This is a genomic window from Citrobacter sp. LJND-P06 (assembly GCF_058188415.1).
Genome location: NZ_CP187317.1, coordinates 4,231,469 through 4,254,840 on the forward strand (window position 1 = coordinate 4,231,469; position 23,372 = coordinate 4,254,840).

A 23,372-nucleotide genomic window follows, 5' to 3' on the forward strand; every position below is an offset into this window, starting at 1 on the left:
CGTAATATCAGGGAATGCCCACAATAAAAAGATGGCATAAAAGATGCATACTGAAGGCGACAGCGCGTATGCGCGATTTGATTAACTGGAGCGAGACCGATGAAAAAAGTCGTCACGGTTTGCCCGTATTGCGCATCAGGTTGCAAAATCAACCTGGTGGTCGATAACGGCAAAATCGTTCGGGCGGAGGCGGCGCAGGGGAAAACCAATCAGGGTACCTTGTGTCTGAAGGGCTATTATGGCTGGGATTTTATCAATGATACCCAGATCCTGACCCCACGCCTGAAAACCCCTATGATCCGTCGCCAGCGTGGCGGCAAACTGGAATCCGTGTCCTGGGATGAAGCGCTGAATTACGTTGCTGACCGCCTGAGCGCCATCAAAGCCAAGTATGGCCCGGATGCCATTCAGACTACCGGCTCCTCCCGTGGTACCGGTAATGAAACCAACTATGTAATGCAAAAATTCGCGCGCGCCGTTATTGGTACCAATAACGTTGACTGCTGCGCTCGCGTCTGACACGGCCCATCGGTTGCAGGTCTGCACCAATCGGTCGGTAACGGCGCAATGAGTAATGCTATCAATGAAATTGATAACACAGATTTAGTGTTCATCTTCGGGTATAACCCGGCGGATTCCCACCCTATCGTGGCGAATCACGTGATCAACGCTAAACGTAACGGGGCGAAAATTATCGTCTGCGATCCGCGCAAAATCGAAACCGCGCGTATTGCCGATATGCACGTTGCATTGAAAAACGGCTCGAATATCGCGCTGCTCAATGCGATGGGTCACGTCATTATTGAAGAAAACCTGTACGACCAGGCGTTCGTCGCCTCCCGTACGGAAGGGTTTGAAGAGTATCGTAAGATTGTCGAAGGCTATACGCCGGAGTCCGTCGAAGACATTACTGGCGTTAGCGCACAGGAAATTCGTCAGGCTGCGCGTATGTACGCGACCGCGAAAAACGCGACAATCCTGTGGGGCATGGGTGTCACCCAGTTCTATCAGGGCGTCGAAACCGTACGTTCACTGACCAGCCTTTCCATGCTGACCGGTAACCTCGGTAAGCCAAGCGTGGGCGTTAACCCGGTGCGTGGCCAGAACAACGTTCAGGGCGCGTGCGACATGGGTGCGCTGCCGGATACCTATCCGGGCTACCAGTACGTGAAGTTCCCGGAAAACCGCGAGAAATTCGCCAAAGCCTGGGGCGTGGAAAGTCTGCCTGCACATACCGGCTATCGCATCAGCGAACTGCCGCACCGTGCGGCGCATGGCGAAGTACGCGCAGCGTACATTATGGGTGAAGATCCGCTTCAGACCGATGCGGAACTCTCTGCGGTGCGCAAAGGGTTTGAGGATCTGGAACTGGTCATCGTGCAGGACATCTTCATGACCAAAACCGCCGCTGCCGCAGACGTTATTTTACCGTCTACGTCATGGGGTGAGCATGAAGGCGTCTTCTCCGCCGCTGACCGTGGCTTCCAGCGCTTCTTCAAAGCGGTTGAGCCGAAGTGGGATCTGAAAACAGACTGGCAAATCATCAGTGAAATCGCGACCCGTATGGGCTATCCGATGCACTACAACAACACCCAGGAAATCTGGGATGAGTTGCGCAATCTGTGCCCAGAATTCTACGGTGCCACCTACGAGAAGATGGGCGAACTGGGCTATATCCAGTGGCCATGCCGCGATACGTCGGACGCCGATCAGGGAACCTCTTACCTCTTTAAAGAGAAGTTTGACACCCCGAACGGCCTGGCGCAGTTCTTCACCTGTGACTGGGTAGCGCCTATCGACAAGCTCACCGAAGAGTATCCGATGGTGCTCTCTACGGTGCGTGAAGTCGGCCACTACTCTTGCCGTTCGATGACCGGCAACTGTGCGGCGCTGGCCGCGCTGGCGGATGAACCTGGCTATGCGCAAATTAATACCGACGACGCTGAGCGTCTGGGTATTAAAGATGAAGAGCTGGTGTGGGTTAACTCCCGCAAAGGCCGAGTCATCACCCGTGCAGCAGTGAGCGATCGTCCAAACAAAGGCGCGATTTACATGACCTACCAGTGGTGGATTGGCGCATGTAATGAACTGGTGACCGAGAACTTAAGCCCGATTACCAAAACGCCAGAGTATAAATACTGTGCCGTTAACGTTGAACGCATCGCCGATCAGCGCACTGCCGAACAGTATGTGATTGACGAGTACACCAAGCTGAAAACCAGCCTGCGCGAAAGTGCGATGGGCTGATCGGTTTTCGTTTGATATCCGCCTCAACAGCCTCCTTCTGGAGGCTGTTTTTTTATCTAAAAGATCGCTCTATACTGCCTATTCCGTACCCTAAACATAAAAATAAGATGAAACGACTTTTCGCATTGATGTTAATGATGATATTCGTTGCCCATGCCGAAGAGCCTGAGCCAGGCAGCCAGTATTTGAAGGCCGCCGAGTCCGGAGACAGACGTGCGCAATACTATCTCGCAGACAGTTGGTTTAGCTCAGGTAACCTGAGTCAGGCCGAATTCTGGGCGCAAAAATCGGCGGATAACGGTGATGCGGACGCCTGCGCATTACTGGCGCAAATCAAAATCACCAATCCGGTGAGTCTGGATTACCCCGAAGCCAGGACGCTCGCCGAAAAAGCCGTACAGGCCGGGAGTCTGCCGGGCGAAATTACGCTGGCGCGCATTTTGGTCAATACTCAGGCGGGTCACCCCGATTATCTAAAAGCGATTTCACTACTGCAAAACGCCTCTGAAAATCTGGAAAATGACTCTGCCGTCGATGCGCAAATGCTGCTCGGGTTGATTTACGCCAACGGAGTGGGGATCCCCGCAGACGACGCTAAAGCCACCTGGTACTTCAAACGCAGCTCCGCGATTTCCCGTACCGGATATTCCGAATACTGGGCCGGAATGATTTTCCTCAACGGTGAACAGGGTTTTATTGAGAAGAACAAACAGAAGGCGCTGCACTGGCTGAATCTGAGTTGTATGGAAGGGTTTGATACCGGCTGCGAAGAGTTTGAAAAGTTAACCAATGGGTGAATCAGATTGCCTGATGGCGACGCTCTCGCGTCTTATCAGGCCTACAAAGGAAATGTAGGCCGGATAAGCGAAGCGCCATCCGGCAATCAACCCGCAATCAATTACTGATCGGCGGTTTTATCGAATTTACCCAGCACTTCGCGCTCATACGCCAGCGCTTTTTTGCGGTCAAACTTGTGTTCCCACTTGGCAATCACCAGCACCGCCAGCGCATTGCCCACCACGTTCAGCGCCGTACGCGCCATGTCGAGGATACGGTCAACACCGGCAATAAACGCCAGACCTTCCAGCGGGATCCCCACGCTACCCAACGTTGCCAACAGCACCACGAAAGATACGCCCGGCACGCCAGCAATCCCTTTTGATGTCACCATTAACGTCAGCACCAGCACGATTTCCTGCCACAACGACAGGTCGATGCCGTACAACTGCGCGATAAAAATGGCCGCAATACTCTGGTACAGCGTTGAACCATCGAGGTTAAAGGAGTACCCGGTGGGCACCACGAAACTGGTGATCGACGCCGGTGCGCCGTAGGCTTCCATCTTCTCAATGATACGCGGCAGCACGCTCTCCGAGCTGGCCGTCGAGTACGCCAGAATCAGCTCATCCTTCAGAATACGAATCAGGATCCAGATGCTCAGCCCACATATCCGCGCCACGATTCCCAGCACCACCAGGGCAAAGAACAGAATCGCGAAGTGAACCAGCAGCACCAGTTTCGCCAGCGGCCACAGCGAGGCAAAACCAAAGTTGGCAACGGTGACGGCAATCAACGCAAACACACCGACTGGCGCATAGCGCATCACCATATGCGTCACTTTGAACATGGTTTCTGAAATAGAGCGGAACACGGCCACCAGCGGTTCGCGGTGCGTTGACGGCAGCGATGACAGGCCAAGACCAAACAGTACCGAGAAGAAGATAATCGGCAGCATGTCACCTTTTGCCATCGAGGCGATGATGTTGGTCGGCACCAGCGACAAAATGGTGCCCATCAAGCCATGCGCGTGGCTCTGCACCTCTGCCGTTGTGTTCTGATATTTTGAAATATCCGCCGTCGCAAGCTGCGACATATCGATCCCGGAACCGGGCTGGAACACGTTCGCCAGGGTAATCCCAAGGATAATGGCAACGGTCGTGATCACTTCGAAATAGATTATGGTCTTGGCGCCAATACGCCCCAGTTGCTTCGCGTCGCCGACGCCTGCAATACCGACCACAAGGGTAGAGATCACAATCGGTACCACGATCATTTTGATCAGGTGGATAAAGATATCACCCGCCGGAGAGAGCAGGTTTAGCACCAGCCATTCGCGGCTGTCACTGTGGTAATGGAGATAACTGCCCAGCAGAATGCCCAGCACCATCGCCAGCAAAATTTGCCAGGCCAGGCTGATTTTCATGTTTTTCATAACGACAAACTTCCTCAATGAAGCGCCATTCTACGTGCGCTGACGTGAGAATGGTTACATACTGAAAGGGTATGAATTGTGTTGTGTACGTTTGTAGTGTTTTTTAACGGGCATAATCAGTACCATTTACACGGCATCTTGTGCAACCCTTTAAGAACGAGGCTTTTCGCTAATTTAATGCATAATAATGCGAGTTTATCGCGATAATCATCAATAACCATTTGTTATGGAAAGATTTTTATAGTCATTAATTTGAATAATACAGTTTTGGAATCATTTTAATCTTTTTGTTCATTTGATTATTTTATAAACATCAAAAAAGATAAAAATCACAAAAAAGTGAAATCATTTCTGCTGATTCTGCAACATTTTCGCCATATTAATAGCGTCAATGAGCTGCACGCGGTTAACTCTCGGCGAGTTCGAATCCAGTAATTGTTGCCACAATGAAATGGCTTGTACGTAGTTAGCCTGCATAAACGCATCAGAGGCCAATAACATCAACGCCGTCACTTCCGTCGCATCCAGCGCCAGCGCTTTATCAATCATTTCCCGCGTCGCGGGCGTCATATGCTGCCCGGACTGGTAGTACAGCACCGTTGCCAGCGCCGAATAGATCTCCGCGTTTTCGCCCTTCAGGCGCAGTGCCTGACGGTAGGCCAGCAGCGCATTCTGATACGCATTGCGCCACAGATAATACTCGCCAAGCATCGCCCACTGCTCACTGTCCTGCGGATTCGCACGAATCTTCGCCTGCAACGCCAATAGCTGTTTTTCAGGGGTCGGCTCATCGGCAAAAACGTGTAGCGGGTCTGCCAGCCGCTGCTGCTCCTGGCGCACCGCCTGCCATTTAGGGCTAAGCAGATAACCGCCGATGCAGAGCAGCAACACGCCCGCCACCGCAACGGTCAGCGTCTTCACCGGCAACGGACGTAAGGGTACGCTCATCACCGCCGGTTCGGCCAGGCAGTGATGTAGTTCCCGCTGCAATGCTGTTGCGGCCCCCTCCGACATCTGCTGACTCGCCTGGCGCTGGCTGTGACGCAGCAGTTGTACGCTCACCTGATGCAAACTCATTCGCCCTCCTTTTTGCTCTGGCTGACGCTCGCCCGCCATAACAGGGCTCCTGCCAGCAATAGCAGTACGCACGGCAACGCCCACAGCACGATCGTTTGGCCCGTCAACGGTGGGTTATAGAGGACAAATTCGCCGTAACGTTGCGTCATCCAGCGGGTGATCTCCTCTTCGCTTTTCCCTTGCGCCACCATGGTAAAAACCTGGTGGCGCATACTCACCGCAACCGGTGCATTGGATTCCAGCAAGTTTTGATTCTGGCACTGCGGGCAACGCAACTGGCTGGCTATGAACAGGGATTTTTCCTGCTGTTGCGGGCTTTCAAAGGCCCAGGTGTCCACAACCTGGGCGTGGCTGGTAAAGGGGATGAAAAACAGTAAGATAAACGCGATGATAATGCCTGATGGCGCTGTGCTTATCAGGCCTGGACGGCGCCCGAATAACGCATTTACGCCACCATCCGGCAAAAATGAGGTCATCTTAGGCATCGCGTCTTCTCCCTCGCCAGCCGCTGAGCAGCGCACCGAACACCATCAACAACCCACCGCCCCAAATCCAGCGCACGCCGGTCTGCACGTACAAACGCATGGCGTAACGGTCTTGCCCGGTTTTTTCACCGATCACCGCATACCAGTCGTGGAGCAGATTCCAGCGAATACCCGGCTCCATCATCTGCTGGCGACGCGCAGCATAGAAGCGCCGTTCAGGCAGCAGACTGCCGATGCGCGTCTTATCCTTCCACAGCGAAATCAGCGCCTTTTCGGTGGTGTAGTTCCCCTTTGCTTCCAGGTCGAGGCGTTCATAACGGAAGGTGTAGCCCGCCAGCTCAACCTGCTGTCCCGGACTCAGATTAAGACTGACCTCCTGTCGGCTGCCGCTGGAGAAGATAATCCCCGCCGCCACCATCAGTACCCCGCTGTGCGCCAGCAGCGCCGGAAGCTGACGACGCAACGCCTGTGCAGGTTGAAACCAGAGTCGCAGCATCACCGCCGCCACCAGGCCACACGCTAACGCTTCTGTCGCACCGAGCGACCAGCATAGCGCGACCGCCAGTAGCCCAATCGCAAAGGGCCATACCCGACGGCGCAGGGAGATGGACGGCGAACGTTTCCAGAATCCGCCCGCCGAGAGTCCTATCACCACCAGCATCAGCAGACCAAAAGGCAACGTGGCGCGGTTAAAATAGGGGGCGCCAACAGAGAGCCTCCCCCACCCCAACAGGCCGTAGAGCATGGGGTAGAGCGTACCGATGAGCACAATCAGCAGTACCGCGCTAAAAAACAGCAGCGCCGCCAGAATCAGCATTTCACGCGACCAGAGGGTGAACCGCGCCGCCTGCTGCGTGACCCGCGCCCGCCAGCCGTACAGTCCCAGTGAGGCCAGACTCAGGGCGCAGAAAAGTCCAAACAGCGGTACAGCACGCACGTTATCCAGCGCAAAGGCGTGTACGGAAACCAAAATGCCGGAGCGCACAATCAGCGTGCCCAACAGCGAGAGGATCAGGGTCAGAATAGCCAGCAGCAGCGACCAGTGGCGGAAGATGCCACGCTGACGTGAGACATACAGGCTGTGCAGCAGCGCGCTGGCGGAAAGCCAGGGCAATAAGGAGGCGTTTTCCACCGGGTCCCAGAACCACCAGCCGCCCCAGCCCAGCTCGCAATACGCCCACCATGAACCAAGAATGATACCGAGCGTCAGCGCGCACCAGCCGGACAACGCCCAACGCCAGCAGACCCAGGCCGTTGCCGCGCTAAAACCGCCGCGCAACAGTGACGCTAACGCCACGCCCGCCGCCACAATCAAACCGCCGTAGCCAAGATAGAGCAGCGGAGGATGAAGAATTAACCCGAGATGTTGCAGCATCGGATTGAGATCGCGCCCTTCGATGGCAGGCGGAAACAGGCGCACAAACGGATCAGACCATACCACCACGAACAGCAGCAGTAAGGCCGTGATGACTGACAAAATGCTGAGCGTCAGAGGAAACAGAGGATCAGACGCCCTGCGATAACGCCAGGCAAACAGCGCTCCCCAGCCGGAAAGCAGCAGCACCCACAGCAGCAGCGATCCTTCGTGACCGCCCCACACCGCCGCCAGTTTTAATCCCCACGGCAACAAACGGTAGCTGTGCTGGGCAACATAAACGACCGAGAAGTCGCTGGTGAGAAAGCAGATGACCAGAATGGAAAACGCGAGCAGTAGCAGGGCAAACTGCGCCAGCACGCCCACCGTCGCCAGACACATAACCCGCTGCCAGCGCAGGCGTACGCCCGAAAACGTAACAAGCGGGGTCAACACGTTGACCCCGAGACTTAATAGCAGCGCCAGAAACCCGGCTTCAGGAAGGAAGAGATCCAAAAAGCTATGCCACCGTCAGTTGCCCTGCATAAAGAATAAAGAAGCGCAGTAACAACACACCGGTCAGACTGGCGCCGCACACCGCCAGCACGCCATGGAACGTCGAACCGCGATTTGCCCAGGGCTTCAGCAGCATCGGCACAATCAATCCTAATCCCGCCACGCCCAGCCAGAACCACCAGCTCCAGAATCCGCCGCCCAGGGCCGCCGAAAGGGCGCGCATTTTGCCGTCATCCCCCAGCGCCAGTCCGACGAAAAACGCCGCCAGCAGGAAGATTTCCAGCCACACCACCGGGGTTTCCATGCGGTGTACAAAGTGCGCTTCGGTGCTGTGTGGATTGCCGCGATGGCGCAACGCCATGGCGATCAGCGCCACCGCCGCCCCGGAAGAGATCCCCGAGAACAGGAACAGGACGGGCAAAATCGGGTTATTCAGGAACGGATAGGACTTCAGCGCCGAGAGCAGAAAACCGGTATACGCGCCGAGCAGCACCGCCAGTACCAGCATCACCGTTTCAAGCAAGCGATGGAACGGCGTCAGCAGCGTGAGAACCTTCTGTACCCCTCCCAGGCGTGGCAACCAGCGCTGTTGCAGGGCAATCACCTCTTTTTCAAAGATTTTTGCCAGCCACAGAGCAAGCACCACCATATAAAGCTGGAACAGCATGACCCCCATCGACATCACCGAGGTGAAACTGTAGTGGAACATCAGCTTCCAGAAAGTCCACGGACGCGTCAGGTGGAAGACAAGGATTAACAAGCCGAGAATAATCGCGCCCGGCCCCACCACCAGCGTGGTGCGCAGCAGCGTGCTGTCCGCCCCGCCCGCCTCGGGATGGAAACGACGCAACAAAATGGCCAGTGTGACCAGCCCGGCGGAGATCCCAATCAAAAACAGGTAGATGGCAATGGGCCAGTCCCACACCAGCGATTCAAAATGGAAAGCAGAAGCGTGTGTCATTGGCTCACCTCCCCAAATTTAAAGGGAACGCGGTAGACCTTCGGTTTGGTTCCCAACGCCAGCTTGTAGCGGTAGGTCGTTTTCTGCTGCAACAAGCGAGAAATATCGCTGTTGGGATCGTCGAGATTGCCAAACGTCAGCGCCTTCGTCGGGCAGGACTCGACGCAGGCTGGCAGTTTGCCCGCTTTCAGATTGGTCTTCCGGCAGAAATCGCACTTGTCCGCCGTCTTCGTCACCGGGTGAATAAAGCGCACGCGGTACGGACAGGCAGCGATACAGTACTGACAGCCGACGCAGAGATCCGGATTCACATCCACAATGCCGCTGGCGGCATCGCGGAATGAGGCCCCCGTCGGACAGACGTCCACACAGGGCGCATGGTCGCAGTGCTGACACGAATGACGGAAGAAGCGATATTTCACATCCGGGAATGTGCCCTGCGGCTCGCTACGAATAATCGTCAGACGCGATACCCCTTCCGGCACTTTATTGACTTCCCGACAGGCATCCATACAGGCGGTACAGCCGATGCATAATGTTTCATCATGCACCATACCGTAACGTATTCCGTTGATGTTCAACGTTTTCGCTACCACGCGTCCTGCCGTTGCGCTCACCGCCACCAGCGCGCCGACGCGGGTGATAAACTGGCGACGGGAGCAACTCATGGATGCTCCTTAAGCAAGGGAACGGACGCCGGATTAAAGTTCGGATTGTTACGCTGATCGCTGTGGCAATCGACGCAAATTTTGATCCGTTCTTTATCATTTAACGTCTGCATCGTGTCTTGCTTTGGATGCAACGTGTGGCAACTGGCGCACGTCACTTTCGTTACATGAACATCGTGAGGCCAGAACGCTTTTTGCAACTGCTCAGGCAGGTGGCAGGACATACAGACGCTGTTCTGCTGCTCGACGTTGTACATCGGCTCGTTAAAGCGCATCACATCCTTCACCCCTTCGCGGTGCTGGGGTGACGGCTGACCATGACAGTTAGTGCAGGTGACCGGCAGTTTATTGTTCGGGTTAATGGCAGAGGCATGTTTACCATGCATACCTTCGGTGTCCGGCTTGTGGCAGTCCAGGCAAGCGGCATCTGGGCTGCGCTGCTGAGTCACCGTCCAGCGTTGTTCAGACTCCTGGGGCGTTGGCGTGGCGGTCATTCCACTCAGGCTCCAGAACAGACCTGACGCCAGCACCCCAGCAGTTAATAACGAACGTAATACGCTCATATTCACTCCGTTGCATAATGCCTGATGGCGCTACGCTTATCCGGCCTACAAGACTTCCGTAGGCCGGATAAGGCGCTTGCGCTGTCATCCGGCAAATTGAGGTTATTGGCTTAACAGACCGTTTTTACGCGCCTGATCTTCCCATTGCGGAATCACCGTTTTAATGAAGTCCTGTTTCTCGGCGTTGATTTTCTGCACGTCCAGACCAATCGCCTGCTGGGCTTTCTCTTTGGTGGAGATGTCCGGCAGAGGGATTTCATGCGTGATGCCTTTGGTCGCCAACAGACGCACCAGTTTGGTTCGCGCATCCGCGGCTTTGTCCATCGCGCTACCCAGCATCCGCAGGCCTTCATCCGGAGCGTGCATATGAATACCGTGCGAAGCAATCGCCAGATCCCAGCGCCATTGCGCATGGCGGATATCTTCCAGAATCGGCTTCATTTCCGCCTCTGTCGCACCAGCATCCCACGCGGCTTTGGCTTCAAAATGGGCACGAACCAGTTGATCCTCAACCTTGATTTTCAGGTCATGAATCGCCTGTTTACGCTCGGCGACGACTTTTTGCAGCGCGGCTTTGTCTTGCGTATGGCAGTTGGCGCAGGTCTGGGCGAAGTTGTCGAACGGGTTGCCAATCTTATGGTCGGTGTAGAGTTTGCCTTCGGCGTTCTGCACTTTCGGCATGTGACAGTCGATACAGGTCACGTTGTTTTTACCGTGAATGCCCACACTCCAGGTTTCATACTCCGGGTGTTGCGCTTTCAGCATTGGCGTTTTCGACAGCGAGTTAGTCCAGTCGGAGAAGGCGATCGTGTCGTAATATTTCTCCATATTTTCAACTTTCACGCCTTCATCCCACGGGAATTTGACGGCTTTATTTTTACCGTCAAAGTAGTATTCCACATGGCATTGTCCGCAAACCATTGATTGCTGGTCTAAACGGCTGGCCTTATCAAACGGTTTCCCAATGGTTTCCATCGCACGTTCGGCATAGGGGCGCGACAGCGTGAGCTCCGGTTTGCCTTTGGCGAAATCTGGCGAGGCGGTGTTATGGCAATCGGCGCAGCCTAAATTATTCACGATTTCCGGCCCGCCACGCGCCCATTTACCGTGGAAGTAACCGTCTTCACCGTCTTTCTGGATCAGACGCGCCACGTCCGGGCTTTTACAGCTCCAGCAGGCCATCGGCAACGGGCCGTCCTCGGCGTTTTTCGGGGCGCCGGTACGCAGGGTTTCGCGAACATCGGTGACCGCATACGCGTGGCCACGCGGTTTGTTGTAATCGCGGGAGAAGGGATATCCCGCCCACAGGATCACCAGTCGCGGGTCTTCAGCCAGCGCATCATCACGGGCTGACTGCTCTGAGGTGGCTTTCCAGGAGAGGTATTGATCGGGATGTTGAGGCGCGAACGTTTCATTCTTCGCTTCAACGGTAACGGTTTTTGCGGGTACGGACGTTTGCTCAGCGTAAACGGTAGAAATAAATAAAAAAGGCAATATCAGGCTGAAGAAACGGCGTGCGCGTTGTGTAATCCTTGCCATAGAGGTCTCATCCAGATTGCGCCATTGTCTGCAATGGCGGTTCTTTTATTGTTCTCCCATAACAGCAACCGCACGAACACTGTTATGACATTACTCCCCTCTATGTGTAACAAATAACCACACTTAAAATGTTGTTTTTAATCAATTGTAAGTGCATGTTAAATACCACTTTAGAGTTATTAACCTCCTTTGTCGCCCACTTCTTTTATCAACTTTCGACACAACGCACACTTTCAAGAAATAACTTATAACGCCATGTTATAGAAAGAATTAACTCATTTTTGCGAGTTCCCTTCAAAAATCAGTTTGCCGCTAATTTGCACAATTCCGTTATTGCGTGATCTGCCGCGCAAATACCAAACAAAACTGTCAAAGCCCCTACATTTAACGTTTATGAGACATATTATTAACATCTTACAAGGAGAACAAAAGCCATGAGCCAAATCCATAAACACGCTATTCCCGCAAACATTGCGGATCGTTGCCTGATCAATCCGGAGCAGTACGAAGCCAAATATCTACAGTCAATTAACGATCCCAATACGTTTTGGGGCGAACAGGGCAAAATTCTCGACTGGATCAAACCGTATCAGAAGGTGAAAAACACCTCCTTTGCTCCAGGTAATGTCTCAATTAAATGGTACGAGGACGGCACGCTGAATCTGGCGGCAAACTGCCTTGACCGTCACCTGCAAGAAAACGGCGATCGCACCGCCATCATCTGGGAAGGCGACGACGCCTCACAGAGCAAACACATTACCTATCGCGAACTGCATCGCGACGTCTGCCGTTTCGCCAACACTCTGCTTGAGCTGGGCATTAAAAAAGGCGACGTTGTGGCCATCTATATGCCAATGGTGCCGGAAGCGGCGGTCGCGATGCTGGCTTGTGCCCGTATCGGCGCCGTGCATTCCGTTATCTTTGGCGGCTTCTCACCGGAAGCCGTTGCCGGGCGTATTATTGACTCCAGCTCACGTCTGGTGATTACCGCCGATGAAGGCGTCCGCGCCGGGCGTAGCATCCCACTGAAAAAGAACGTCGATGACGCGCTGAAAAATCCCAACGTGAAGAGCGTTGAGCATGTGGTGGTGTTAGAGCGCACGGGCGGAAAAATTGACTGGCAGGAAGGTCGTGACCTGTGGTGGGGCGATCTGATTGAGCAGGCCAGCGCCGATCATCAGCCTGTCGAAGTGAACGCCGAAGACCCGCTGTTCATCCTTTATACATCCGGCTCCACCGGTAAACCTAAAGGTGTGCTGCATACCACCGGGGGTTATCTGGTGTATGCCGCCACCACGTTCAAATATGTCTTTGACTATCACCCGGGCGATATCTACTGGTGTACCGCCGATGTGGGTTGGGTCACCGGACACAGCTACCTGCTGTATGGCCCACTGGCTTGCGGCGCAACCACTCTGATGTTTGAAGGTGTACCGAACTGGCCAACCCCTGCGCGGATGTCGCAAGTGGTGGACAAACACCAGGTCAATATTCTCTACACCGCACCTACCGCGATTCGCGCCCTGATGGCAGAAGGCGATAAGGCCATTGAAGGGACTGACCGCTCTTCCCTGCGCATCCTCGGTTCGGTTGGCGAGCCTATCAACCCGGAAGCCTGGGAATGGTACTGGAAGAAGATCGGTAACGAGAAATGCCCGGTGGTAGACACCTGGTGGCAGACGGAAACCGGTGGTTTTATGATAACGCCAATGCCGGGCGCGACCGAACTGAAAGCAGGCTCCGCGACACACCCCTTCTTCGGCGTACAACCTGCGCTGGTGGATAACGAAGGCAATCCGCAGGAAGGCGCAACCGAAGGCAATCTGGTGATCACAGACTCCTGGCCAGGACAGGCACGTACGCTGTTTGGCGATCACGAACGCTTTGAGCAAACCTACTTCTCTACCTTCAAAAACATGTATTTCAGCGGTGATGGCGCGCGTCGTGACGAAGACGGCTATTACTGGATAACCGGACGCGTCGATGACGTGCTGAACGTTTCCGGTCACCGTCTGGGGACGGCGGAGATCGAGTCAGCGCTGGTGTCACATCCAAAAATAGCCGAAGCGGCGGTGGTCGGTATCCCGCACAGCATCAAGGGACAGGCGATTTATGCCTACGTGACGCTGAATCACGGCGAAGAACCGTCACCGGAGCTGTATACCGAAGTGCGCAACTGGGTGCGTAAAGAGATTGGCCCGCTGGCGACGCCAGATGTCCTGCACTGGACTGACTCTCTGCCCAAAACCCGTTCAGGCAAGATTATGCGCCGCATTCTGCGCAAGATAGCGGCAGGCGATACCAGCAATCTGGGCGATACCTCGACCCTCGCCGATCCGGGCGTGGTAGAGAAACTGCTCGAAGAGAAGCAGGCCATCGCAATGCCTTCATAAGAAAAATATTCCGGATGGCGACGCATCAGCGTCTTATCCGGCCTACAAATCTGCCCCTACCCTCCCTTCACCGGGAGGGAATTATAAAAACCTCCCCCAAAGGATTTCGTGTTACAGGAAGGCGGCAAGCGAGCACATCCCCGACAGCATAGATCACTATGTGACTGGGGTGGGCGAGTGCGGCCAACGAACCTGTGGCGCGAAAGACAAAGGGAATACCTCTGGAGACTCTGTGATGAATGACACTATTTATCAGCGGATAGAAGACAGCGCGCGTTTCAGGGAGTTAGTTGAAAAACGGCAACGGTTTGCCACCATTCTGTCAATTATCATGCTGGTGGTTTATATCAGCTTTATCCTTCTGATTGCTTTCGCACCTGGCTGGCTGGGTACCCCGTTACACGCCGGTACCAGCGTCACCCGGGGGATCCCTATTGGGGTTGGGGTAATTCTTATCTCCTTCATTCTGACCGGTATTTATATCTGGCGAGCGAACAACGAATTCGACCGCCTGAACAACGCGGTACTGCACGAGGTAAAAGCATCATGAAGAGAGTCCTGACGGCGCTTGCCGCCACACTACCTTATGCTGCCAACGCAGCAGATGCGATTAGCGGTGCTGTTCAACGCCAGCCAACCAACTGGCAAGCGATCATCATGTTCCTGATTTTCGTCGTGTTTACGCTCGGTATTACTTACTGGGCCTCTAAACGCGTGCGCTCGCGTAACGACTATTACACCGCAGGCGGCAACATTACCGGCTTCCAGAACGGGCTGGCGATTGCGGGCGATTATATGTCCGCGGCCTCCTTCCTTGGGATCTCCGCGCTGGTCTTTACCTCCGGCTACGATGGGCTTATCTACTCGCTGGGCTTTTTGGTCGGCTGGCCGATCATTCTGTTCCTGATCGCAGAACGCCTGCGTAACCTGGGGCGTTATACCTTTGCGGATGTGGCCTCTTACCGCCTGAAACAAGGGCCGATCCGTATTCTTTCTGCCTGCGGCTCACTGGTCGTCGTGGCGCTGTATCTGATCGCTCAGATGGTCGGCGCCGGTAAATTGATCGAGCTGCTGTTCGGTCTGAACTACCACATTGCGGTGGTGCTGGTCGGCGTACTGATGATGATGTACGTGCTGTTCGGCGGTATGCTGGCAACCACCTGGGTACAGATTATCAAAGCGGTGCTGTTGCTGTTCGGCGCCAGCTTTATGGCCTTTATGGTGATGAAGCACGTCGGCTTTAGCTTCAACAATCTGTTCACCGAAGCCATGGCGGTACACCCTAAAGGTTCTGCCATCATGAGTCCTGGTGGGCTGGTGAAAGATCCGATTTCCGCACTTTCGCTGGGGCTGGGTCTGATGTTCGGTACTGCGGGCTTACCGCACATTTTGATGCGTTTCTTCACGGTCAGCGATGCCCGCGAAGCGCGTAAAAGCGTGTTCTACGCCACCGGCTTTATGGGTTACTTCTACATCCTGACCTTTATCATCGGTTTTGGCGCGATCATGCTGGTCGGTGCTAACCCTGAGTACAAAGACGCTGCGGGCAAGTTGATTGGCGGCAATAACATGGCGGCAGTCCACCTGGCGAACGCAGTGGGCGGCAACCTGTTCCTCGGCTTTATCTCTGCGGTCGCCTTCGCCACCATTCTGGCGGTGGTAGCGGGTCTGACGCTGGCCGGGGCATCGGCTGTCTCTCACGATCTGTACGCCAACGTATTCCGTAAAGGCGCAACCGAACGTGAAGAGCTGCGGGTGTCGAAGATAACAGTACTGGTGCTGGGCGTGATTGCTATCGTGTTGGGCGTGCTGTTTGAAAACCAGAACATCGCCTTCATGGTGGGCCTGGCGTTTGCCATTGCGGCAAGCTGCAACTTCCCGATCATCCTGCTGTCGATGTACTGGTCAAAACTGACCACCCGGGGTGCGATGTTAGGCGGTTGGTTAGGCCTGTTAACCGCAGTGGTGCTGATGGTGCTTGGCCCAACCGTATGGGTGCAAATCCTCGGTCACGAAAAAGCGGTCTTCCCGTATGAATACCCGGCGTTGTTCTCTATCTCCGCCGCGTTCCTCGGGATCTGGTTCTTCTCAGCAACCGATAACTCCGAAGAAGGTAATCGCGAGCGTGAGCAGTTCCGCGCCCAGTTTATCCGTTCCCAGACCGGCCTTGGCGTAGAGCAGGGTCGCGCGCATTAATCTCTCCTCCTCCCCGGCCATTTTGGCCGGGGATCACATTTTTAGAATTGCGTTCTCCCCCTCTCCTGCAATAGCGCTACAGTACCCAAAGAAAATTGAAACGCCGTTTTTACTACATCAATACATTAATTCATTTAGTGAAAAGAGGATGCTATGAAAAAATATGCCCTGGTGGGAACCGGTGGGCGTGCGGGACTGTATATCTCGGCTATTGGCGGACAATGGAAAGAGAACGCCCGACTGGTCGCCTTTTGCGATACCAACCAAACCCGTATGAACTACGCCAATCAACTGCTGGAGAAAGAAGGCGCAGTCCCCGCCTCCACCTGGAAAGCCCGGCAGTTTGAAGAAATGATCCGCGAAACCCGTCCGGATATCATTATTGTCACAACGATGGATCGCACACATGACGATTACATCGTCCGGGCGCTGCACGCGGGCTGCGATGTGATCACAGAAAAGCCGATGACCATCGATGAAAAGCGCGCGCTGCGCATTCTGGATGCCATTGAAGAAACCGGCAAGCAGGTACGGGTCGCCTTTAACTATCGCTACGCCCCACACCACAGCAAAGTGCGTGAACTGTTGATGAATGGCGCCATTGGCGAGGTTTACTCGGTTCATTTTGAATGGCTGCTGAATACGGAGCATGGGGCCGATTATTTCCGTCGCTGGCACCGCGAAAAACGCAACAGCGGCGGCCTGCTGGTGCATAAATCCACCCACCATTTTGATCTGATGAACTTCTGGCTGGCGAGCTACCCGGAGCGCGTTTATGCCGAAGGCGGCCTGCGTTTTTACGGTAAAGAGAACGCCGAACGCCGTGGCGTGACGCAATTTTACCCGCGCGCCCACGGTTACTCACACGCCAAAGATGATCCGTTTGCGCTACAGATGGCAGAAAATCCACAGCTTAAAGCGCTCTATCTGGATGCGGAACATGAGGACAATTACTTTCGCGATCAAAGTGTGTTCAGCGACGGTATTACCATTGAAGACACCCTGTCGGTGCTGGTGAAATACCAGAATCAGGTGCAGCTTACCTACTCACTGAATACGTATTTGCCATGGGAAGGGTTAAACGTGGTCTTTAACGGCAGTGAAGGACGCCTGGAGATGAAGATTGTTGAGAAATCTTACGTGAACGCCGGGGGCGAACGTGAGAATGAGGGCAGTCTTGAGGCTTGCGATATCACCGTTTATCCGATGTTTGCCGCACCGTGGAAGGCGGATTTCACACTGGGAGAAGGCGGACATGGGGGGGGCGATAACGCCATGCTGGCAGACCTGTTCGGCGAGCCAAAACATGACCCCCTCCAGCGCGCCGCCGACCACCGCGCCGGGGCGATGTCGATTCTCACCGGCATCGCCGGAAATATCTCTATGCAGCAACAGCGTCCGGTGAACTTTAAAGAATTTGAACTGGTTTCGCGATTGAAATAAATCGCGAGCGCCACGCGGTGACAAGCCGCGTGGCGCTTTCCTTTACCCTACGGTAATACCGCTCACCAGTCTGAGTTTTCCGTCAATAAGCTTAAAAATGTAAGTCGATGCGCCATCGCAGTACTCTGAAAGGCCGGGGAGCTGTTTATTGGCGCTGGTCCCCAGATAAAGACGCAAACTCCCCTCTTCGAACTCGCCGCCAGCAACGGTATCGCACGTCCCTTCAACGGTATGCTTTTGCCCATTTTCCTCGTAATAGAACACCCCATCATCTTCTGCTGGAAAGTAGTGGCGTTTTTGTTCTTCTTCAGACAACGCGTCTACCCTGCGCTCGCCGAGGGTCTGCGCATCAGGATTCACCGTGATTTCACTGAGCATCTGCAAGCTATCAATCACTTTTGTCGCATTTTTGTCAAAAACGACTTCGGTGAGTTTTTCCAGCTCCTGAGAGTCAATATGAGGGAAAAAGCCCCATGTATCGCCCTCAACCGGAAACACAAAATACGCTTTCAGCGCGGCAACATCCTTTTCTCGCAGCGCCTGCTGGAACTGTTGCAACTGAGCCAACATACTCTTTTTCTGCTCTGGCGTGGTCGCCCCGGTGACCTCTTTTACATCATCCAGCAGGAGTAAAACGGACGTGAAGTGCCAACCAGACTGCAAATACTGGGTTTCACCGGTTACGATGACCTCTTTATCCAGGCTGGGCGCGATGTCGGCGTAAGTGACTTTCGTCTTATCGATGAAAATAAGCTGCACTTCAGGAACCTGTTCGTCTGCGCGGGTAATATTGCATTCAAGTGGCTCGTTAAGCTGCAAAAAATCGTAAGTCAGCGCTTCGTCACCCTCCTCGATGCTTTCGAAATTCGGCGGGCCAGGGTAAGTGTGCTGCACCAGCTTACCCTGCAAGGAGATGTGTTGATTTTCATCAGGACACCAGGCCAAAACAAACTGGCTAAATAAGAGGGCAGACAGCCATAAATACTTCACACTTTGTATCCTTACACTGGCGAGTAGAGTTACCCGTCAGTGTAATGAGTACGTAGTGTAATGAACATTGCCGACCGCAAAATCAGAACATAAATCTGGCAACCAGCGGCGCCGCCAGCACGGTCACTACCCCTGAAAGCATCATCACCAGGCTCGCCACAACCCCTTCCTGCTGACCCAGTTCATAGGATCGCGCGGTGCCCGCACCGTGGGACGCGGCGCCAAACCCTGCCCCTTTTGCCATCCCTTCGCGAATGGAAAGACGCAAAAACAGCGCGTCGCCAACCGCCATACCAAATACCCCGGTGACCACCACAAACAGCGCGACTAAATCCGGTTGTCCACCCAACGGCTCTGCCGCCGCCAGCGCAAAAGGCGTAGTGATAGAGCGCACCGCCAGACTACGCTGGATCTCATCCGGCAACGTAAATAAGCGCGCCAGCCACACAGAACTGGTGACGGCCACCACCGTCGCGGTGACCACGCCCGCGGTCAGCGACATCCAGTGGCGTTTGATAATCGCAATGTTATCGTAAACCGGTACGGCAAACGCAATGGTCGCCGGGCCGAGCAGCCACAACAGCCAGTGCGATTCGCCAATGTAGTTTTGCCAGGAGATATGCCCAAATACCAGCATCAACACCAGCAGCGCGGGAGTGAGAACCAACGGCATTAACGGCAGCTTACGAAAACGGCGATACAGACGTTTGTTGGCGAAATAGATAACCAGCGTGACAGCCAGGCACAGTATGCTTAACTGGAAATTACTCACGGTTTAACCTGTTTAACTCGTAGCGATACACTTTATCCACCACCCACGCGGTGGTACCCAGCACCATCAGGGTGCTGATGGCGATCACCGCAAAGATTCGCCATCCGTCCACCAGCAGCAGTTGCGTGTAGTTGACGACAGCGACCACCGCCGGAATAAAGAACAGCAGCATTTCTGCCAGCAACCAGTGTGCGCCCGCCCGAACCCATTTGAGCGGCACGACCCGACAGACAATCAACGCCAACATCAACACCATCCCGACCAGATTGGCGGGTAACGGCAGATGCAGCCAGGCGACGAGATATTGGGCAAAAACAAATAAACCTGCATACAGCAGTACCTGAACCGGTACCTGGAGTCGTTGCACAACGGCAGGCGTAACGCGGCTTATCGCCACAGCCATGAGGAAATGTCCTGAAAAATAATACGAAGCGCCAGTATAGAGAGCCTCCGCCCTGGACTGAAATGAATTAAACTCATTGCAGGCATAGTCTTAAGGAATAATCATGGATATCAGAACGCTGCGTTATTTTGTCGAGGTGGTGCGCCAGCAAAGTTTCACCCGCGCAGCGGAGAAGTTATTTGTCACCCAGCCTACCATCAGCAAAATGCTGAAGAACCTTGAAGATGAACTCAACTGTACGCTGCTTATCCGCGACGGACGGCGGCTTTTGCTGACCGATACGGGGCGCGTGGTCTTTGAGCGCGGACTGGCGATTCTCGCCGAATTCCGTCAACTGGAAGCCGAGTTGGGGGATATTAACCATCTCAACAAAGGCGTGTTGCGCCTCGGCATTCCCCCGATGGTAGGCATGTTAATGGCGGGGCCGATCAGCCTGTTTCGCCAGCGCTACCCCGGCGTGGAGCTGAAGATTTCAGAATTTGGCGGCCTGACGGTGCAGCAGGCAGTGGTCAATGGTGAACTGGATGTTGCCATGACCGCGCTGCCTGTCGAAGAGGAAAGCGGGCTGGCAACGTTGCCGCTCTTTAGCCATCCCCTGTGCGTGCTGGTGCCACGCTCCGGCCAGTGGACGAAGTGCGAGTCAATTTCCCCAGAAGCGTTGGCGGAACACCCATTGCTTATCTACAACGAAGATTTTGCGTTGAGCCGCCAGTTAATGCAGCTTTTTCACCAACATGGCGTGAAGCCGCGCATTGCCGTACGCAGCGGGCAGTGGGATTTTCTGGCGGCGATGGTGCAGGCGGGCGTTGGCATTGCCATTTTGCCGGAACCGATTTGCCAGCGTCTGGATAAGAACACGCTGCGCTGGCTCCCGCTGGAGAGCGACTTACACTGGCAGTTGGGAATGATTTGGCGCGAAGGCGTTTACCTGTCACACAGCGCCCAGGCATGGTTGAAATGTTGCGAAGGGTTTTGGTTAACACAAGAACGGCGCATTGCCCGGTAAGCGAGACACCACCGGACGCACAGACTGGATTTGTAGGCCTGATAAGCGAAGCCGCCATCAGGCACGTTCACCTGCACATAAATCGGCCATTTCACCGCCCCAGTTTTCTGGATACAAACCAAGCCTCACATCACGATGAAACGAGGAAAAAGGCCATTCGTTCACCTGCTTAACCCAGCCATGCTTAATGGGATTGAGATAAATATAATCAATGTGGTGATGGTAATCACGTTCATCCCGGAGGGTGTGTTCCCAGAATCGCGGTTGCCAGACCTGGTTTAAGCGCAGTGTCTTACTGAATCGCTTTTTAATCTCCCGCCAGCGGCAGGAAAAGTCATATTCGTTGTCCGGCAGCGTCCAGATACAGTGCATATGCTCGGGCAAGACGACCCAGGCATTAATGTGAAATGGCTTATTTCGTTTAACCACCCGAATGGCATCGCGAAGCGCAGTGATTTGCGTTGTTAAAAGATGACTTCTGCGATTGCGCAGGTTAACCGTAAAAAACCATGTCCCACCGTTAATATAGTTGCGCCGATAGTCAGACATACTCCCCCCTTTTTTCGCACCTTAGAAGGATCAGAGGGAAGCAGCAATATAGCCAGATTAATTCAGGAATGCGGCTCGCAAAGTGGGTTGCCGGATGGCGGCGCTCGCGCCTTATCCGGCCTACGTAGAACCCTACAGGTATTGTAGGCCTGATAAGCGAAGCACCATCAGGCACGTTCACCGGCGCATCGTTGCCGAATGTGTATGCGCATTGCCCGGTAAGCGAGACACCACCGGGCGCACAGGCTGGATTTGTAGGCCTGATAAGCGAAGCGCCATCAGGCAACCACGAGACTTATTGATTTTCGATCAGCAGCGCTTCCAGCAAATCGAGGTCGTGCAGCAGTTTCTGCAACGTTTCATTGCTGATTTCGCGCGTGGCGCGCAGGTGATACAACTCGGCGCGTTCGGAGCGTAATGCCGCCAGACGGAATCGCCGCTCAAGGTTTTCTTCCTGCATTGAACTTTCGACATCATTACGCCCATCAGCACGACGGCGCAGATTACCAATCACGCGGGAACTGACCTCCGTCAGCAACTGGTTATCGATGTTCTCTTCGCTATTCGCCGCCAGACGTTCTTCCATTTTCTGGATGGCGACAATCGCCACCTCTGCCGTCGCCGCCCGTGCAATCCGTATCTCTTTCTGCTGCTGAGAGTGGTCGGCCACTTCCAGATGTTGCAGCAGAATCGGCAGCATCACCACACCAACAAACAGCGAGAATAAAATCACCCCTGCGGCCAAAAAGACGAGTTCGTAGCGCGCAGGAAAGACACCGCCATCCGGCAGCAGCAGCGGGATGGAAAGCACACCCGCCAGCGTGATGGCCCCGCGCACCCCGGCAAAAGAGGCAATCAGAATTTCGCGCGTCGTCCAGGAGCCAAACTCCATCGGTTTTTTCTTCAGGAACCGCTGGCTGAAATTTTTCATCGTCCACAACCAGCCAAATCGTACCAACATCAGCGCCACGTAAATCAGCACAATATCGGTAAACAGCATCCACATTTCCACGTTCGGATCGGCTTCTGCCGCTACCAGCGACGATTCCAGGATGCCAGGCAATTGCAGCCCCAACAGCAGGAAGACCATGCCGTTAAACACAAACTCCAGCATCGCCCAGGTGCTGTTAGCACGCAGACGCATCGCCAGTGGCGCACGGCGCATAACGCCGGAACGGGTAATGGTCATCCCGGCCGCCACCGCCGCCAGAATGCCGGACACGCCAATATGTTCCGCAATCAGGTAGGAGGCAAACGGCAGCAGGAACAGCAGAACAATTTGGGTTGCCGGTTCATCGCCACCCCAGCGGCTCAGGAAGCGCAGAGAGCGACCATAGAGCCAACTGACCACAAACCCCGCCAGCACCCCGCCAGTCGCCACCTTAAAGAACTCTACCGTTGCGCCGCCGATGGTAAACACCATCGTGCCCATCGCCACGGCCACAGCAAACTTCAACGACACCAGGCCGGAGGCGTCATTCATCAACGCTTCACCTTGCAGGATGCCCATAATTTTTTTCGGTATACGCCCTTCACCGACAATCCCGGAGAGCGCCACCGCATCGGTCGGCGACAGTACCGCCGCCAGCGCGAAAGCGGGTATCAGCGGAATGCCCGGCACCAGCCAGTAAATCATAAAACCGATCCCAACCACCGTGACGATCACTAACGCCAGCGCCAGCCCCAAAATCTCTCGCCCATGCTCAAGGAATTCGCGGGTCGGCGTCTTCCAGCCATCCGCAAACAGCAGCGGCGGTATAAAGAGAACCAGGAACAGTTCAGGGTCAAATTCCACATGCAAACCAAACGTCGGCCACGCCAGCAACGCGCCAACGGCGATCTGCATGAGGGGGAGAGGGAGTTGAAAGGGTAATACGCGAGTCACTACCCCGGACAGCGAGACCACGAAGGTCATGATGAGTATCGTGAAGAAAATTTCCATGCGATCCCTGATTGCGATGTTTCTTATGATAAGTACTGAGAGGCGTCGTGCCTCAA

The 23,372-nt window shown here is 54.5% G+C and carries 18 protein-coding genes and 1 pseudogene; 7 read left to right on the top strand and 12 right to left on the bottom strand.

All coding sequences use genetic code 11. The features are described 5' to 3' along the window. Positions 1-99 precede the first annotated feature (99 nt). Both fdhF and yjcO read left to right on the top strand, forming a co-directional pair. Positions 100-2,247 carry a formate dehydrogenase subunit alpha gene (gene fdhF, locus ACO7SM_RS20005; protein ID WP_490468950.1) on the top strand — a complete coding sequence of 716 codons (2,148 nt, stop codon included), beginning with the start codon at positions 100-102 and terminating at the stop codon, positions 2,245-2,247. 107 nt (positions 2,248-2,354) lie between these two features. Beyond that, a complete protein-coding gene (gene yjcO, locus ACO7SM_RS20010) occupies positions 2,355-3,044 on the top strand; it encodes a Sel1 family TPR-like repeat protein YjcO (protein WP_490468951.1) in 690 nt (229 codons plus the stop codon). Positions 3,045-3,145: 101 nt separating this feature from the next. Here the strand turns inward: yjcO and gltP are convergent, their stop codons facing one another. The 7 genes and pseudogenes from gltP to nrfA all read right to left on the bottom strand — a co-directional run bounded on the left by gltP (position 3,146) and on the right by nrfA (position 11,622). Next, a complete protein-coding gene (gene gltP / locus ACO7SM_RS20015) occupies positions 3,146-4,459 on the bottom strand; it encodes a glutamate/aspartate:proton symporter GltP (protein ID WP_490468952.1) in 1,314 nt (437 codons plus the stop codon). 345 nt (positions 4,460-4,804) lie between these two features. Further along, positions 4,805-5,407, bottom strand: coding sequence for a heme lyase NrfEFG subunit NrfG (nrfG, locus tag ACO7SM_RS20020; RefSeq protein WP_490470990.1), 603 nt, complete (start codon positions 5,405-5,407; stop codon positions 4,805-4,807). Positions 5,408-5,532: 125 nt separating this feature from the next. Then, a pseudogene (gene nrfF / locus ACO7SM_RS20025) lies at positions 5,533-7,891 on the bottom strand (heme lyase NrfEFG subunit NrfF). 4 nt (positions 7,892-7,895) lie between these two features. Then, on the bottom strand, positions 7,896-8,852 hold the full coding sequence (gene nrfD / locus ACO7SM_RS20030; RefSeq protein ID WP_490468953.1) for a cytochrome c nitrite reductase subunit NrfD: 957 nt from the start codon (positions 8,850-8,852) through the stop codon (positions 7,896-7,898). Beyond that, complete coding sequence (gene nrfC, locus ACO7SM_RS20035) at positions 8,849-9,520, bottom strand: cytochrome c nitrite reductase Fe-S protein (RefSeq protein WP_490468954.1); 672 nt, start codon at positions 9,518-9,520, stop codon at positions 8,849-8,851. The genes nrfD and nrfC overlap by 4 nt, the downstream gene beginning before the upstream one ends. Then, positions 9,517-10,083 (bottom strand): cytochrome c nitrite reductase pentaheme subunit, encoded by a 567-nt coding sequence (gene nrfB / locus ACO7SM_RS20040; RefSeq protein ID WP_192613746.1) that lies wholly within the window; start codon positions 10,081-10,083, stop codon positions 9,517-9,519. The genes nrfC and nrfB overlap by 4 nt, the downstream gene beginning before the upstream one ends. A 102-nt stretch (positions 10,084-10,185) precedes the next feature. Next, positions 10,186-11,622, bottom strand: coding sequence for an ammonia-forming nitrite reductase cytochrome c552 subunit (nrfA, locus tag ACO7SM_RS20045; RefSeq protein ID WP_490468955.1), 1,437 nt, complete (start codon positions 11,620-11,622; stop codon positions 10,186-10,188). A gap of 434 nt (positions 11,623-12,056) precedes the next feature. On the opposite strand from nrfA, the gene acs reads away from it, so the two are divergent. The 4 genes from acs (at position 12,057) to ACO7SM_RS20065 (ending at position 17,654) form a co-directional block, all read left to right on the top strand. Next, a complete protein-coding gene (gene acs / locus ACO7SM_RS20050) occupies positions 12,057-14,015 on the top strand; it encodes an acetate--CoA ligase (RefSeq protein ID WP_490468956.1) in 1,959 nt (652 codons plus the stop codon). A 235-nt stretch (positions 14,016-14,250) separates the two neighbouring features. Continuing rightward, complete coding sequence (locus ACO7SM_RS20055; protein ID WP_192613749.1) at positions 14,251-14,565, top strand: DUF485 domain-containing protein; 315 nt, start codon at positions 14,251-14,253, stop codon at positions 14,563-14,565. Then, the gene (gene actP / locus ACO7SM_RS20060; protein WP_490468957.1) at positions 14,562-16,211 is read left to right on the top strand and encodes a cation/acetate symporter ActP; all 1,650 of its coding nucleotides are present in this window, start codon (positions 14,562-14,564) and stop codon (positions 16,209-16,211) included. The genes ACO7SM_RS20055 and actP overlap by 4 nt, the downstream gene beginning before the upstream one ends. 153 nt (positions 16,212-16,364) lie before the next feature. Then, positions 16,365-17,654, top strand: a complete 1,290-nt coding sequence (locus ACO7SM_RS20065) for a Gfo/Idh/MocA family protein (protein WP_490468958.1) — start codon at positions 16,365-16,367, stop codon at positions 17,652-17,654. Positions 17,655-17,696: 42 nt separating this feature from the next. Here the strand turns inward: ACO7SM_RS20065 and ACO7SM_RS20070 are convergent, their stop codons facing one another. The 3 genes from ACO7SM_RS20070 to ACO7SM_RS20080 form a co-directional block, all read right to left on the bottom strand. Next, positions 17,697-18,644: a hypothetical protein gene (locus tag ACO7SM_RS20070; protein WP_490468959.1), complete on the bottom strand. Its 948-nt coding sequence runs from the start codon at positions 18,642-18,644 to the stop codon at positions 17,697-17,699. Positions 18,645-18,726: 82 nt separating this feature from the next. Continuing rightward, a complete protein-coding gene (locus ACO7SM_RS20075) occupies positions 18,727-19,416 on the bottom strand; it encodes an LrgB family protein (protein WP_490468960.1) in 690 nt (229 codons plus the stop codon). After that, positions 19,409-19,819, bottom strand: coding sequence for a CidA/LrgA family protein (locus ACO7SM_RS20080; protein WP_490468961.1), 411 nt, complete (start codon positions 19,817-19,819; stop codon positions 19,409-19,411). The genes ACO7SM_RS20075 and ACO7SM_RS20080 overlap by 8 nt, the downstream gene beginning before the upstream one ends. A 103-nt stretch (positions 19,820-19,922) precedes the next feature. On the opposite strand from ACO7SM_RS20080, the gene ACO7SM_RS20085 reads away from it, so the two are divergent. Beyond that, positions 19,923-20,825 (top strand): LysR family transcriptional regulator, encoded by a 903-nt coding sequence (locus tag ACO7SM_RS20085; RefSeq protein WP_490468962.1) that lies wholly within the window; start codon positions 19,923-19,925, stop codon positions 20,823-20,825. A gap of 57 nt (positions 20,826-20,882) precedes the next feature. Here ACO7SM_RS20085 and ACO7SM_RS20090 read toward each other — a convergent pair whose 3' ends face one another. Continuing rightward, positions 20,883-21,374 carry an REP-associated tyrosine transposase gene (locus ACO7SM_RS20090; RefSeq protein WP_490468963.1) on the bottom strand — a complete coding sequence of 164 codons (492 nt, stop codon included), beginning with the start codon at positions 21,372-21,374 and terminating at the stop codon, positions 20,883-20,885. 295 nt (positions 21,375-21,669) lie between these two features. Continuing rightward, positions 21,670-23,316: a Na+/H+ antiporter gene (locus ACO7SM_RS20095; RefSeq protein ID WP_490468964.1), complete on the bottom strand. Its 1,647-nt coding sequence runs from the start codon at positions 23,314-23,316 to the stop codon at positions 21,670-21,672. Positions 23,317-23,372: the final 56 nt, after the last annotated feature.